General features: G+C 58.5%; 11 protein-coding genes and 3 pseudogenes. 12 read left to right on the forward strand and 2 right to left on the reverse strand.

What is annotated here, in order from left to right; all coding sequences use genetic code 11:
- Positions 1 to 229 (reverse strand): IS3 family transposase (locus C2I35_RS22560; protein WP_425442957.1); only part of this gene is annotated, 229 nt, incomplete at its 3' end.
- Here C2I35_RS22560 and C2I35_RS21620 point away from each other — a divergent pair.
- The 6 genes and pseudogenes from C2I35_RS21620 to C2I35_RS21645 form a co-directional block, all read left to right on the forward strand.
- A pseudogene (locus C2I35_RS21620) lies at positions 177 to 368 on the forward strand (IS6 family transposase); the annotation flags it as partial. The gene C2I35_RS22560 and the pseudogene C2I35_RS21620 sit on opposite strands and share 53 nt — an antisense overlap.
- 373 nt (positions 369 to 741) lie before the next feature.
- Positions 742 to 2,241 carry an ABC transporter substrate-binding protein gene (locus tag C2I35_RS21625; RefSeq protein ID WP_103765119.1) on the forward strand — a complete coding sequence of 500 codons (1,500 nt, stop codon included), beginning with the start codon at positions 742 to 744 and terminating at the stop codon, positions 2,239 to 2,241.
- Between the two features lie 86 nt (positions 2,242 to 2,327).
- Positions 2,328 to 3,281, forward strand: coding sequence for an ABC transporter permease (locus C2I35_RS21630; protein ID WP_103765120.1), 954 nt, complete (start codon positions 2,328 to 2,330; stop codon positions 3,279 to 3,281).
- Positions 3,268 to 4,164, forward strand: coding sequence for an ABC transporter permease (locus C2I35_RS21635; RefSeq protein WP_103765121.1), 897 nt, complete (start codon positions 3,268 to 3,270; stop codon positions 4,162 to 4,164). Before C2I35_RS21630 ends, C2I35_RS21635 begins: the two co-directional genes overlap by 14 nt.
- A gap of 30 nt (positions 4,165 to 4,194) precedes the next feature.
- Positions 4,195 to 6,351 (forward strand): dipeptide ABC transporter ATP-binding protein, encoded by a 2,157-nt coding sequence (locus tag C2I35_RS21640; RefSeq protein ID WP_103765122.1) that lies wholly within the window; start codon positions 4,195 to 4,197, stop codon positions 6,349 to 6,351.
- On the forward strand, positions 6,338 to 7,336 hold the full coding sequence (locus C2I35_RS21645) for an agmatinase (RefSeq protein ID WP_245890598.1): 999 nt from the start codon (positions 6,338 to 6,340) through the stop codon (positions 7,334 to 7,336). Before C2I35_RS21640 ends, C2I35_RS21645 begins: the two co-directional genes overlap by 14 nt.
- A gap of 77 nt (positions 7,337 to 7,413) precedes the next feature.
- Here the strand turns inward: C2I35_RS21645 and C2I35_RS21650 are convergent, their stop codons facing one another.
- Positions 7,414 to 8,586, reverse strand: coding sequence for an acyl-CoA dehydrogenase family protein (locus C2I35_RS21650; protein ID WP_103765128.1), 1,173 nt, complete (start codon positions 8,584 to 8,586; stop codon positions 7,414 to 7,416).
- 90 nt (positions 8,587 to 8,676) lie between these two features.
- On the opposite strand from C2I35_RS21650, the gene C2I35_RS21655 reads away from it, so the two are divergent.
- The 6 genes and pseudogenes from C2I35_RS21655 to C2I35_RS21680 form a co-directional block, all read left to right on the forward strand.
- Entirely contained in the window at positions 8,677 to 9,624 is a 948-nt protein-coding gene (locus C2I35_RS21655; protein WP_103765123.1) for a LysR family transcriptional regulator, read from the forward strand.
- A 127-nt stretch (positions 9,625 to 9,751) separates the two neighbouring features.
- On the forward strand, positions 9,752 to 11,434 hold the full coding sequence (gene hutU, locus C2I35_RS21660; protein ID WP_103765124.1) for a urocanate hydratase: 1,683 nt from the start codon (positions 9,752 to 9,754) through the stop codon (positions 11,432 to 11,434).
- On the forward strand, positions 11,385 to 12,836 hold the full coding sequence (locus C2I35_RS21665) for an MmgE/PrpD family protein (protein ID WP_245890599.1): 1,452 nt from the start codon (positions 11,385 to 11,387) through the stop codon (positions 12,834 to 12,836). The genes hutU and C2I35_RS21665 overlap by 50 nt, the downstream gene beginning before the upstream one ends.
- Positions 12,833 to 13,984 carry a CaiB/BaiF CoA transferase family protein gene (locus C2I35_RS21670; protein ID WP_103765126.1) on the forward strand — a complete coding sequence of 384 codons (1,152 nt, stop codon included), beginning with the start codon at positions 12,833 to 12,835 and terminating at the stop codon, positions 13,982 to 13,984. The genes C2I35_RS21665 and C2I35_RS21670 overlap by 4 nt, the downstream gene beginning before the upstream one ends.
- Positions 13,985 to 14,171: 187 nt before the next feature.
- Positions 14,172 to 14,552 (forward strand): annotated as a pseudogene (locus tag C2I35_RS21675) (IS6 family transposase); the annotation flags it as partial.
- A 243-nt stretch (positions 14,553 to 14,795) separates the two neighbouring features.
- Positions 14,796 to 14,945 (forward strand): annotated as a pseudogene (locus C2I35_RS21680) (IS110 family transposase); the annotation flags it as partial.

The following is a 14,945-nucleotide window of genomic DNA, read 5'->3' on the forward strand; positions in this document are numbered from 1 at the left end:
GGTAGAGACGCTTGCGCTTCTTGTGGCGCTGAGGTTGCTGCAGCCCTTCCTCGCTCCAGAGGCGCTCCACCTTCTTATGATTCACCCGCCAGCCTTCAATCCGCAGCAGTTCGGCGACCTTGCGATAACCATTGCGGCCATAGCTCTTGGCAAGGCGGATTTTTTCGTGTTGACCGTCTAACCGGATCGAGGGCTCGCACCGACCGACGCGGAAGCGAGAGAAGCCCATGGGCCGGTTCAAATCGCCAAGGCAGGCGCAGCGTTTCCTGTCCGCCCATGACCAGATCAATACGATACTCTGACCTCGACGCTATCGTCTTTCCGCCACCTCATACCGCCACGCCAGATCCGATGCCTTTGATCTGTAGCAGAGCTATGCCCTCAAAATGACCACGTGATCAAAGTCAGATGGAGCGCTGACGGGCAGCGAAGAACAAGTTGACAGTCCCGGATCACGGTTTCCGAGCAGGCCAGGCGCTCCCCGGAAACAAACCTCCAGATAGCCAAAAATTGCAGTGAAACCGCCCAAAATGCGTGCAGCCAGTTCGCGCCATTGCTCTCCCTCGAAACCGGAGCTTTAAAAAACACCATGAATTAAAAAAGTTTATCCAGAAAATCTAAAACCAACATTTGAGTAATTCAGGGAAACCCGCTTGCGTTGCCTTCAGAGGCGCGAAGACGTCTCGCTGAAAGGAACACGACCGACAGTCTTCGTGACGGTCTTCCAACAAGGAGAATTAAATGCGTTTCTGCAACTTAACCTCGGTTTTCGCAATCTCGGCAACTTGTCTGGCCGGAGCGCCCGCGCTGTCCCAGCAAGTTCTGGATGTGGGTGTCGCCTCGAACGTCAACACATTCGATCCTGCCAGGACGAAGATTGGTGAGGAATATATCATCGATTTCCTCGTCTATTCCGGCCTGACGGAAATTGACGGTCAGGGCGGTGTGTTTCCCGATCTTGCCGAAGACTGGTCGGCAAGCGAAGATCAGACCGTCTGGACGTTTACGCTGCGCGAAGGAGTCACTTTCCATGACGGAAGCGCTTTCGAACCGGAGGATGTCAAAGCCACCTTCGAGCGTATCATGGACGAAGCGGTCGGCTCTACCATCCGGGTCAATTTCTCAATCGTCGACGAGATCACAATCGATGATCCTCGAACCGTGACGTTCCACCTGTCTCAGCCTTATTCGGGCTTTCCGGAATTGCTGGGAGACCGTCAGGCAAGGATCGTCCCCCGGGACAAGGTCGACATGCTGGCCTCCGAGCCCATCGGGACCGGCCCCTTCAAGTTTGTCTCCTACACACCCGGCGACAACATCGCTCTGGAAAAGTTCGATAGTTATTACAAGCAAGGCCAACCGCAGCTAGATGAAGTAAATCTTCGCATTATGCCCGAAAGTGCCGCCAAGATCTCAGCGATCGAGACTGGCGAACTCGATCTCATCTGGTCGGTTCCGATGGAAGCGGTAGAAGGTCTGGGCGAAAACGAGGATGTCCGTATCGACTCAATCGCCACCTCGACGTGGGACGGGCTCATCATGAATGCGTCGGAGCCGCCCTTCGATGATCCGAGGGTTCGCAAAGCGGTGCTCATGTCATTGGACAAGCAGGCACTTGTTGAGTTCGCCCTTTTCGGGAACGGCACGCCGACCCATTCGATGATCCCGCCGACACATCCCTATTTCAACGATGAAATCGCAATTTCCGGGCCAGATGTCGAAGGCGCTCGAGCGCTGCTTGCAGAAGCCGGATACGAAGATGGCTTCGACATAACGCTTTACCTGCCCGTCGGGCGACCGACGCGCGAACGATTGGGTGTCGCCGCGCAGCAATACTTGGCAGAGATCGGTATTAACGCGGAACTGCAGCGAGTGCCCTGGGATCAGTTCATCAAGGAAATTGAGGGTAAAGCTGCTTTCTTCGCTGACGGGTTCTATTCGCGTCCGACCATCGATGCCTCGATCTATCCCTGGTTTCATTCCGAAGGGAGTTGGAACACCCAGCTTTGGCACTATTCGAACGAGGAGATCGATTCGGTTCTGGATGCAGCGCGCGCCGCGACCAGCGAGGAAGAGCGGACACAACTCTACAAAGAGTTCCAGGCTCTTGCCAACGAAACGCCCGCCGGCGCAATCGCCTATGTTCAGGATCACATGAATGCCGTTCGGACCGAGGTGGACGGGTTCTCTTCGTCCGCGATGCTTTGGCTTGATTTGCGCGAAGTTTCGATCAGCGAGTAACTCCATTCATGTCGCGGGGCGTTTCGGCGTCCCGCTGACCCATTCAATTCTTCTACCGACCGAGCAGCGCACTCAGGAGCAAAACGATGTCGATCTACATTCTTCGACGACTTATGGGGATCACAGGGGTATTGGTCGTGATCTCCATGCTCGTTTTCGCGATCACCCAGATCATGCCCGGTGACGTTGCGAACGTGCTGGCGGGGCAGTTTGCCGATGATGCTACGATCGCCGCGATCGAAGAGCGCCTGGGTCTCAAGGATCCGTTCTACGTACAATATTTCAACTGGGCCGTTTCCGCGCTTCAAGGTGACTTCGGCGAGTCGATGGTCATGGAGCAGCCGGTTTCCCCGATGATCGCCGAAGCGTTTGGCCGATCTCTGGTGCTGGCATTCTTCGCATTCATTCTGGTTGTCATCTTCGGGATCGGCATCGGGGTCTGGTCAGCCGTTCGCAGGGACAAACCGACCGATCACGCGCTGTCGATGTTCTCCTATCTCGGCATCTCCGTTCCGGAATTCTTCTGGGGGATCGTCTGCGTCCTGCTCTTCGCGCGGCTGCTTGGCTGGTTACCCTCCGGCGGAGCCGGAAACCTGAGCGAAGATGGGCTGTTGGGGTGGTCCGCCCATCTCGTGCTGCCCGTTCTGACGCTGACCTTCACCTTGGTTGCGCACGTTTCACGACTAACACGGTCTTCAATGATCGAGGCACTTGACAGCCAATACGTTCTGAACGCCCGGGCCAAGGGATTGCCAGAGCGGCACATCGTGCGCGGTCATGCGCTTCGCAATGCCCTGCTTCCCTCCATCACGGTTCTTGCGATCGATGTCGGCTGGCTGCTTGGCAACATTGTCGTTGTCGAGGCGGTGTTCTCCTATCCTGGGCTCGGCCGGCTACTGTTATTTGCGATCGAGCGGCACGACTTGCCGCTGATCCAAGCGGGAATTCTCGTGATCGCGTTGGTCTATTGCCTCGCCAATCTCGCTGCCGACCTCCTTTATGCTTTCCTCAATCCGAAGATTCGATATGGCCAACTCTGAAAACCCAGTTCCTGCCCGCCAAGCCCGTTTCGGCGGTAGCACGGCGGTTCAAATAGCGCGGCGCCTGCGTCGAGCTGACGGCAAGCTCTTGGTGGGCGGTGCGATGCTTGGTGTACTCATTGCCCTTTCGCTGCTGGCTCCTTTCATAATCCCCTATGATCCGGTCGCGCTTGATATTACGTCCCGGTTGCAGCCGCCGTCGACAGCTCACTGGCTTGGAACCGACGAATACGGCAGGGACGTTCTCAGCCGGATTCTCATGGGCGGAAAGTTGTCATTGGGACTTGGTTTCGCGGCGACCGCGGTAAGCCTCTTGCTGGGCGTGCCGCTGGGGCTGTGGGCCGGATACCGCGGCGGGCGCTATGAAGAACTGATCCTGCGCGGTTGCGACGTTCTGATGTCCTTCCCCCCAATCATGCTCGGGCTGCTCATTCTGGCCGTGACGCCACCGGCAATGTGGAAACTGATCATCGCCGTTGGCATTGTCTACGTCCCGGCCACGGTGCGGCTTACCAGAGCGGTTACGCTCGAAATAGTCTCGGAAGAGTTTATCCTGGCAGCGCGCGTGCGTGGCGAGCGCAACAGTTACATCCTTCTCAAGGAGATCCTGCCGAATGCGATGGCCCCGATCGTGGTCGAGGCAAGCCTGCGTGTGACATTCGCGATCCTGCTCGGCGCTGCATTGTCCTTCATCGGACTGGGAGCGCAACCTCCTTCGTCGGATTGGGGACTGATGATCTCGGAAGCTCGCCCCTTGCTGGATAGTGCTCCTTGGATTGCCCTGGCTCCGGGATTCGCCATGGGTCTGACAGTAATCGCCGTCAATCTTTTGGGAGACGGTCTGCGCGCGACGTTCGACCCCAAATTGCGGCGGCATAACTGAACCCTCCTCACCCCTAGATATGGCTGAACCATGCGAACACTCCGAGATTTCACCTCCGATTCCGCCCATTGGGTGAAGGAACAGACCAAAGTTGACAAAGGCGCGACCTTGCTCTCAGTCGAGGAAATGTCCCTCGCCTATGACAGCGACGCCGGACGCATCTCTGCCCTGTCATCCGTAAGTTTCGACCTGAAAGCGGGGCGCACGATGGCTCTGGTGGGCGAGTCCGGTTCGGGAAAATCCTCGGTTGCCAAGGCTCTTATGGGGCTGCTGGGTTCAAACGCGTCTCTCAAGGGACGTGCCAAGTTGCTCGGAACCGACTTGCTGAGCCTGCCCGAAGAACAGCACGTGCAGTTCCGTGGCCGTGACATCGGCATCGTGTTCCAGGATCCTTTCACGTCTTTGAACCCAGGGATGCGGGTGGGTCAGCAAATCGCGGAGCCACTGATCTGGCACTACGGCGCGGACCCTGAAGAGGCGATGCGGCGTACTGTGGCGGCTCTTGCAGCGATGGGAATGCCGGATCCGGAGCAGGTGGCGACTGCTTATCCGCACCAATTGTCCGGCGGGATGCAGCAGCGAGCGCTGATCGCGGGGGCGCTGATCTGCGACCCCAAACTGCTGATCCTGGACGAGCCTACCACTGCGCTGGACGTGACGGTCGAGGCGCGGATTCTGGAGCTGCTTGAGCAGACCCGAAATGACCGCAATCTTTCGATGTTGTTCATTACCCACAATCTGGGCGTGGTGAACCGGATCGCGGACGATGTATGCGTGCTGTATGCCGGTGAGGTGATCGAAATCGGCCCGAAAGACAAGGTTCTGGGAAATCCTTCGCATCCTTATACCCGGGGGCTTTTGGCTTCGTTGCCGCTGTTGAGAGGTGAACGCCGGCGCATCGCGCCAATCCCTGGCGGATTTCCGGATCTTCGGACACGTCCGTCGGGCTGCATTTTCGCCGACAGGTGCCCATTCGCTGAGGCGGACTGTACCTCGACACGCCAGAGTTTGCGGGCGCTCCGACCTGGGCACGAGGTAAGGTGTTGGAAATCCGAGAGTACCGGAGCGTGGCCAGAGGTGAAGCGCAAGGGCACGCGCGCTCGCCCGGTTGCCAGTGATACGCCCATTCTCGAAGCTCGGGGTCTGCGCAAAGTCTATCATCGTCGGGTTCCCGGAGGGGGCGTCACCTGGGAATGGAAGGCAGGCATTCTGCCTTTGCCGACGTTGCAGACCGAAGCGCTGGCCGCGGTCGATGGCATTGACCTGCGCTTGGAACGTGGTGAAATACTCGGCATCGTCGGTGAAAGCGGGTCGGGCAAGAGCAGCTTTGGGCGCACCATCTTGCAACTGAACGGTGCATATTCCGGCCAGGTTCTGTTCAACAACGGCGACGTGACCAATCTGACCGAGGCTGAGCTGACAGATCTGCGCAGCAAGACGCAAATGGTTTTTCAGAACCCGGATAGTTCGCTCAACCCGCGACGGAGGGTTGGCGAGGCCATTGCCCGTGCCATGCGCCTGCATGACAAAGTGGGCGGCGGTACCCGCGAGGACGTGGAGCGGCTGATTGAAAGGGTCGGATTGCCGCAAGGTTATTACGACCGGTATCCAAGTCAGCTTTCGGGCGGCGAAAAGCAACGGATCGGCATTGCGCGCGCTCTGGCTACGGGGCCGGAATTCATCGTGTGTGACGAGCCTGTCTCGGGCCTCGACGTTTCGGTTCAGGCGACGATCCTGAACTTGCTGGAGGAACTCCGTGACGAGTTGGGACTGAGTTATGTCTTCATCTCGCACGACCTCGCCGTGGTTGGGCATCTCTCTGACCGGGTTGCCGTCATGTATGCCGGCAGGATCGTCGAAATCGGGCAAGCCAGCCAGGTACAGGCGCCGCCGTTCCACCCTTATACAGAGGTGCTTTTGGAATCTGCGCCTGATCCTCGACCCTCGGCAGTTCGCCGAGAAAACAAGTTGCAAATGCGCGGCGATACGGTGTCACGAAGCCCTGCCGGTTGCGCGTTCGCGGCCCGATGCCCGCGCAAGATCGGAACGATCTGCGAAGAGACCGCTCCGCCCCTAAGGACCTTCGATGGCGGGCACACTATCGCCTGCCATATCAGTCCGGACGATCTGGTGCGGTCGCCTCAATATCCCGAAAGCGAAAAGGACAGAACAAGTGACAGTCAGTAAAGCGCAGCGACCCTCAGTGACGGCACCCAAAAACGGGCATGGAAGTCTCCTATTCTCTGAGGTTTGTCATGACCTCGACACTCTCGTCGCAGACATTGCCGTGCTGGGAATCCCTTACGGCTCTGCTTATACCCAAGCCGAAGTTTCCAACGATCAGTCGAATGCGCCGACCCATGTGCGCCAGGCCAGTGATCGAGCCGTGAGGTCTCCGGAGCGGTATGATTTCGACACTGGTGGTCCGCTTTTGATGAATAGGGATATCAAGTTCGTCGATTGCGGAGATGCTGCCGCATATCCAGACCAGCCAGGCTCGTCCTACGAGAATGCGGAAAGCACCATGCGGAAAATCCTTGCGGCGGGTGCTCTCCCACTCGTTATCGGCGGGGATCACGGCGTGCCGATACCGGTCCTGCGTGCGTTCGACCAAGAGGAAGGTCCGATCACCCTGATACATATCGACGCGCATCTTGACTGGCGTGACGAGGTCGAAGGCGTGCCGGATGGCTATTCCAGCCCGATCCGGCGTGCGTCTGAGATGAATCATATCGGCGATATTTTCCAGATCGGAATTCGTGCCCAGGGATCTGCTCGTCAAGAAGAAATCGACATCGCCCAAGCATACGGCGCGAATATAGTGACAGCATGGGAGCTTCACGAAAAGGGCATGCCGGCAATTCTTGACCGTATTCCCGACGGCGGTCGCTATTACATCTCCATCGATGCGGATGGAATGGACCCGTCTGTCATGCCAGGAGTGAACGGCCCGGCTTTTGGCGGAGTTACATACATGCAGGCCTGGCAGTTGATTCATGGCCTTGTTGGAAAAGGCCGTGTCGTTGGCATGGATGTGGTCGAGATCACACCGGCCAAGGACGTGAACCGGTTCAGCGCAATCGCGGCCTGCAGGTTGTTCGTGAATCTGATCGGCGCGGCGATCAAGGCGGATTATTTTCCAGACGCGGGGCACAAACCTGCCACCCCGTAATCGGTTGGAGCCAAGGGCAGGGCCTGGCCCAAAGATACCGCCGGGCCCTATTGTCTTGAGCAGATGCAGCCGAGATCTCAAGCCAGCATGGTGCCGGCTATTATGTTGCGCTGAACTTCGGATGAGCCCTCGTAGATGCGCAGAATCCTGGCGTCTCGTACCAGGCGCTCGATGCCGGTCGAGGTGGCGAAGCCATAGCCCCCATGTATCTGCAACGCTTTGTCCGTAATGCGCCCCACCGCTTCTGACGCGTAAAGTTTCGCGAGCGAAGCCTCGCGCGAAAATCGTTTTCCGCAGGCACGTATCCTCGCCGCGTTCAGGCCCATGAGCCGCGCAGCTTCCAGATCGGTGGCCATATCTGCAAGCATCCACTGCAAGCCCTGAAACCTAGCGATGGGTCCGCCGCCCACCTTGCGCTCCTGCATCCAGTCTCGGGAGGCGCCCAGGGCCACTCGGGCGATTCCGGTCGCCGTGGCAGCAATTTCGACACGGCCATTGTCGAGAACCTTCATCGCGGTTTTGAAGCCGGTACCCTCTGGCCCCAGACGTGCGCTTTCCGGAACGGCAACGGCATCGAGCGTTACCTCGAATATTTGTCCGCCCCTTATGCCCATAGTCGGCTCTGGAGGACCGACTTTCAGCCCCGGAGTATCTTTCGGTACAATGAACGCGGACATACCGCGGTTGGCCGCGTGCGGGTCGGTGACCGCGAAGACCACTATAAAATCGGCGACACCGGCGTTGGAGATAAAATGTTTCAGGCCCGACAGAACGTAGCCTTCGGCACTACGTCGTGCGTGGGTGGTCATGTCGGCCGGGTTCGATCCCGCTGCAGGTTCCGTCAGAGCGAATGCACCAAGCGTACGGCCAGAGGCCGCGTCGGGCAGCCAATGCGCTTTCTGCTCGTCGCTGCCGCCAATCAGGATTGCGTCCGTGGCGAGGAAATGCGCCGTCAGCATCGAGCAGGTCGAGGCACAGGCCCCGGCAACCTCCTCGATGGAGAGATAGAGCGCGATCGGAGAAACCCCGGCTCCACCCCAGCGCTCGGGCAGGTTCATGCCAGCCAGGCCCATTTCACCGAGGGCATGCATGTTGAATGCCGAAAAAACTGCCTCGCGATCTATTCGGCCAGAGTCCGGCGCAAGCACCTCGCGTGCGAAGCGGTTCACTTCGGCGGCGACGGCGATGTCGTCAGCGCTTGCGAAAGGGGTGGCGCTTGGTGGCAGGTCAAAGGCTGGGCTTAGGGTCATCGTCGGATTTCCATCAATCTGGGTTTCCTCGCAAATTGACATTCCCGCATGAATAACCAAAATATTCCTTTGGAATAAGTGGAATAAGAATTGTTGATACGCTTCACGCTGCGCCAGCTTAAATACTTCATAGCCGCAGCCGAGGCTGGGTCCACACTCCGCGCGGCGCAGAAACTCAATGTCAGCCAACCGGCGATCTCTGTCGCTATTGGCCAGCTTGAGGAAATATTTGGGCAGAAACTCTTTATCCGGCGCCATAGCCAGGGGGTAGATTTAACCCCTTATGGCCGCCGCAAGCTCAACTCGGCCCGGGAATTGATGGCGCAGGCCAATGCGTTTAACGAGTCGGGTGAAGGCGAGGTTCTGTCCGGGGAACTGGAGCTTGGCGTGTTCTCGACGCTGGCCCCGGCCTATGCTCCGGGCCTTTTGTCGGCTTTCAGAAAGGCATATCCACAGATCCGGGTACGAATGCGAGAGATGGACCTCGAACAGATCCAGGGGAATCTTTCGCTGGGCCGGATCGAACTTGCGCTGCTTTATCAGCTTGAACTCGGCGGCGGTTTCGAGAGCCTTCCGTTGGCCGATTTCTGGCCATACGCGGTGCTTCCCGCCGGGCATCCACTGGCTGAAAAAGAGGTCGTGGACCTGCGTGAATTGGCTGATTATCCCTTGGTCCTGATAAATTTGCCGCAGAGCCGGGACTATTTCATTTCGCTATTCCGCCAGGTCGATGCCATCCCCGAGGATGTCATCAACTGCAACTCGATCGAGACATTGCGCGGGATGGTGGCGAATGGCTTTGGCGTTTCAGTGCTGGTGACGCGTCCGAGCCATTCCCTCAGCCATGACGGTTTGCCTCTGGTCTACCGGCCTCTTGTTAATCCCGTGCCGCCGCACCGGGTTATCCTGGCCTTGCCCGGCGTGCCGGTCACGCCGGCGATGCAGGCGTTCATCAGCGTCGCCCGAGACTGGTTTGCGTCTCTGTCCAAAGATACGGGAAATGCAGGCGACTGGAGACAGCGTCGCCCCGAATTATAGGATTACCTTATCCAGACAATCCAAAAACAATAGTTTTTATTTCCGAAAATTGTTGTTCTTCTCCTTCCGAACAGTGCGGTGTGTCGTATCGGCCATCGAGCTTCTGACCGTTATGTCCGGAGGTCCAATGATATCTAAGAAAGCAAATCAACGTATTGTCCGAGCCGCGCGGGGACCCGAGTGTACAGCGCGGAGCTGGCAGACCGAGGCGCCCTTGCGGATGCTCATGAACAATCTGGACCCCGAAGTCGCTGAAAATCCCGAGGAACTGATTGTCTATGGCGGGCGCGGCCGCGCCGCCAGAAACTGGGAAGCGTTCGACCGGATTGTCGGAACCTTGCGCGAGATGTCCGATGAAGAAACCCTCTTGATCCAGTCTGGCAAACCGGTTGGCGTGCTGAAGACACATGCAGACGCCCCCCGGGTCATGATTGCCAACAGCAATCTCGTCGGGAAATGGGCGACGACTGAGGTATTCGACGAACTCGAGCGCCAAGGCTTGATCATGTTCGGTCAGATGACAGCAGGTTCTTGGACCTTCATCGGTTCGCAAGGCATTGTCGGTGGTACTTTTGAAACCTTCGTCGAAGCGGGACGGCAGCACTTCGGAGGAGACCTGTCGGGAAAATGGCTGCTTACCGGAGGTCTTGGCGGCATGGGTGGGGCCCAACCGCTTGCCGGCGTGATGGCGGGCTGTTCTGTTCTGGCGGTCGAGATGCGAGCTTCGCGTATCGCGCGCAGAATCGAGAGTGGCTATCTGGAACGTCAGGCCGAGACCCTGGGCGATGCTCTGGAGATGATCCGGCAGGCCAAGGCGCGCGGCGAAGCGGTTTCTGTGGGGATCGTCGGGAATGCGGCCGAGGTTTACGAGCAGATTCTCGAAGGAGACATGTTGCCGGACCTCGTCACCGACCAGACTGCCGCCCATGATCCGCTTCACGGGTACATTCCGGCGGGCTGGACCCTTGCGGAATGGGAAAAGCAACGCGAAAACGATCCTACCGGGACGATCAAGGCCGCGAAAGCGACAATGGCGCGACAGGTTCGTGCGATGCTCGCCTTTCGCGACCGGGGTATTCCGGTCTTTGATTACGGGAACAATATCAGGCAGATGGCGCTTGAAAGTGGCATTGAGAACGCCTTCGACTTTCCTGGCTTCATTCAGCAGTATATCCGACCACAATTCTGTCGAGGGCGGACCCAGTTTCGTTGGGTGGCCCTGTCGGGCGAAGTCGAAGATATCCGCGTCACCTCGGCGGAGCTCAAGAATGTCGTCAAGGATCAGGCCTTCACTCGCTGGATAGATATGGCGGAATCTCGGATCAAGTTCCAAGGGCTGCCATCGCGCAGCTATTGGATGGGACTTCAGGACAGGGTTGCCGCCGGTCTGGCCCTCAACCGGATGGTTGCCGAGGGCAAGGTTGCCGCCCCGATTGTGGTCACGCGGGACCATATCAGCTCGGGTTCCGTGGCCAGCCCGAACCGTGAAAGCGAGGGTATGCTGGACGGGTCGGATGCGATTGCCGACTGGCCAATGCTCAACGCGCTGTCGGCCTGTGCGAGTGGTGCGACATGGATGTCTCTTCATCACGGCGGCGGTGTCGGCATCGGTTACTCGCAACATGCCGGGTTCGCCTGCGTCGCAGATGGCTCGGAAGCGGCGGCTCGCCGGATCGCGCGCGTGCTGGGAAATGACTCCTCCGTTGCGATTTTCCGTCATGCGGATGCCGGCTATGAGCAAGCCGCAAAGACGGCGCGCGATGAATGTATCTGGCGTCCATACGAGAGTGCGACCTTCCCTCGTGCCTGAACATAACGACGCAAGCATAAGCGCGCGGATAGCTTCATGGGCGTCGGAAATCCGGGCCGCAGACCTCCCTGACGAGGTTCGCAGCGCAGCAGTGACCGCGATTGTCGATACTGTCGGCGTCATGATTGCGGGTGCGGACACGCGGCCGGCAGGCTTTGCCCACCGGGTGGCCATGGAGACCTGTGCACCAGGGGACTGCCAGCTTGTCACCGGTGGAGCTCTGGCAGGCGCCGGCGCGGCAATGGTCAACGCAACCTCTGCCCATGCGCTAGATTTCGACGATAACTGCGATGCCGGCGTGGTCCACGCCTCGGCGGCAGTTCTTCCTGCAGCACTTGCTTCGGTCCAAGCCGTCAACGGTGACGGAGATGCCCTTATTGGCGCGCTCGCCGCCGGGTTGGAGGCCCAATTCGCCTTGTCCGAGGTGTTGGGCCCGGACATCTATCACCGCGGCTGGTGGACCTCGGCCCTTCTGGGCCGGGCGGGCGCGGCGGTGGCTTCGGTCGTTGCCGGAGGAGGTGATGCAGGCTGCATGACCTGCGCTTTGGGACTCGCCCTTGCGGATGCCGGCGGCGGAAAGGTTTCCTTCGGAACTGATGCCAAACCGTTGCTCTTGGGGCGCGCCGCAAAGATCGGCGTGGAATCCGCTTGGCTTGCGATGGCCGGAGCCGGCGGGCCGGCTTCCGTGGTCGAGAAAAAAGCTGGTCTGGCAGATTTGATTGGGGTCGACGGGTTGAGCCACGGTCGTGCCGGCGGTCCCGAAGATTGCGGGTGGCGCATTTTGTGTCCCGGTATCGACATCAAGCGTTTTCCAGTCTGCCTGTCCAGTCACGCGGCGATAGACGCGCTTGAGTTCATTATTGAACAACACGACATCTGCCCGGATGAAATCGCGCAGATCGAAGTCGATGCGCCCCCTCTTATCTGGTCCAACCTCATCCATCCCGACCCAGCAAACAGCCGGGAGGCTCAGTTCTCCATGCCTTTTGCGCTGGCGGCGACCGTTTGCTTCGGGCGGATCACATTGGACACGCTAGAGCGCTTTGACGATCCTTGCATCAAGCAGATTATGCAGCGGACCGTACCTCTTTCGACGACTGAATGGAACACGCCAGAGCGCAAGGCGAAAGCTGCCGAGGGTGCCCGCATCCGGTTACGCACGGCAGATGGCAGATCCTTCTGCGCGGCCTGTGACAAGGCGCGGGGCGGTCGTAACATGCCGCTGTCCAAAAGCGAGATCGACGACAAGTTTCTCGCCTGCGTTGCGCCGGTAACGGGCAAGTCGCTCGCAACGGAATTGCTGAACACTCTTTGGGGCGTCGAGACCGTATCCTCGGTCCGGTCCCTGCTGCCCTCAGGCCACCGCCACGAGAAATCAACAAGGAAAGCGCCCGATTCATGACTACAGCTTCGACACCTCTGCATGGAATCCGTGTCCTCGACTTTTCTCGCGTTTTGGCGGGGCCGTTCTGCACGGCGCTCCTCGCCGATGTTGGCGCGGATGTCATCAAGGTCGAAGCGCCCCAAGGTGACGACACTCGCGCGTTTGAGCCCAGGTTCCGGGGTGACAGCGGGTATTTCCAACTTATCAACCGAAACAAGCGGTCGATCGTGCTCGACTTGAAAACCGAGGAAGGTTTGCAAACCGCTCACAAACTCGCGCGCCGTGCTGATATCGTGGTTGAAAACTTCAAACCCGGCGTGACCCGGCGCCTAGGGATCGATTACGAGACGCTCTGCGCACTAAATCCGCGCTTGGTTTACGCTTCGATTTCGGGGTTCGGACAGACTGGCCCTCTGTCCGAGCGCCCGGCTTATGACATCATTGCCCAGGCCATGAGCGGCCTGATGAGCGTCAACGGCGAACTCGGGGGAAGTCCCACGCGCGTCGGAGAGTCGATGGGCGACCTCGTGGCAGGCCTGCAGGCTACCTGGTCGATTCTCGCGGCGCTGATCGCGTCGCAGCGGGAGGGTAAAGGACAGCACTTGGATGTCGCGATGGTGGATTCCCTTTTCTCGATGATGCTGACAGTCTTGTCCCAATGCCTTTACGGCGGTGTCGTGGCGCGCCCCACCGGAAACGCACACCCGCTTTCCGCCCCGCTCGACAGCTTTGAGGCTCGAGACGGACAACTGATTATTGCCATTGCCAGCGACAGCCTTTTCATGCGCTTCGCCAACGCGATCGGACATCCTGAACTGATTGAAGATCCACGCTTCAAGACAGATTCACATCGCAAGTCCAACGAAGCCGAGCTCAAGAACATCATTGAAAGTTGGTCCACGGACTTGTCGGTTGAAGCCGCAGTTTCGCTGCTTTCCGAGCACAGCATTCCTGCTTCTCCAGTTCTGGGCATCGACGGCGTTCTCGCCAGTGCTCACGCAGCAGCTCGAGAACTGGTCACGCGGGTCAACCATCCCATGCTTGGTGAAATCCCGATCATCCGGCAACCCGTCAAGTTTCTGGGTGTAGCGCAGCTTCCCGCAAGGCCAGCCCCGATCTTGGGGCAACATACAGAGGAAATTCTCGGAGAACTCGAACAATACTGATTTCTAACCGTCTGGTATCGACTCTTTGGCCTCAACCATCCGACTTTCAGTCGGACCCGCTTTAGCGGGTGGCACGGGGGAGTGGAGAAAAAACTGGGGATCAAGCCGCGCGAAACTGTCCTTTGGGTGTTGTGAGGTTAACGGGCCTGAGGTTTCTCGTTCATTGATCTGGGCATAGGCGGAGTCGATGCAGGCACAGCAGATCAGCTACAAACGCCACCGGTTTCCGCCTCAGATCATCGCTCATGTTGTCTGGCTCTACGTCCGGTTCAACTTGAGCCTGCGGGAGGTAGAGGAGCTGATGCTGGAACGTGGCGTGGACGTTTCCTATGAGATGATCCGGCGCTGGACCGTCAAGTTCGGCCCCCTGATCGCCCACGCTCTACGGCGACGGCAGCCGCGCCCTGGCGATGTCTGGCATCTGGACGAAGTCGTTGTGAAGATCGCGGGCCGGCCATACTGGCTCTGGCGCGCAGTCGATCAAAACGGCGTTGTTCTTGAAGAAATCCTTCAATCGAAGCGAGACAAGCGCGCAGCAAAGCGGCTTTTGGTCAAGCTGATGAAACGCACAACACTCAAGAGAACAGATTTCTTTTCCGGCGAGTCAGTTCGCTTTGGAGGATCGATAGGGACTTCGCGTTCAAATTTTGGGCAACTGCAGGTGTTTTCGAAGTGCGGCGCGCATCAATGTCGGCTCTGACGTAGCTGCTTTGCGGCAAACAGAAACCAAGGAACTTCAGCTAATGGGATGTACCGGCTGCTTCACCCAGCAGGTTAGGCTCTGCCTATTTCTGCAGATAGGAGAAGTAGCATGGCGAAGACAGGCTTTGATGGACTGATGTCGATTGGTGTCGATATCGGCAAGGACACATTCCATTTGGTGGGTTTCGATCATTCGGGGCAGCGGGTTCTGCGAAAGCAGATCAAGCGATTAGCGTTGGTGGCAACCTTTGAGAAGTTG

This window comes from Roseovarius confluentis (genome assembly GCF_002917925.1).
Classification (GTDB): domain Bacteria; phylum Pseudomonadota; class Alphaproteobacteria; order Rhodobacterales; family Rhodobacteraceae; genus Roseovarius; species Roseovarius confluentis.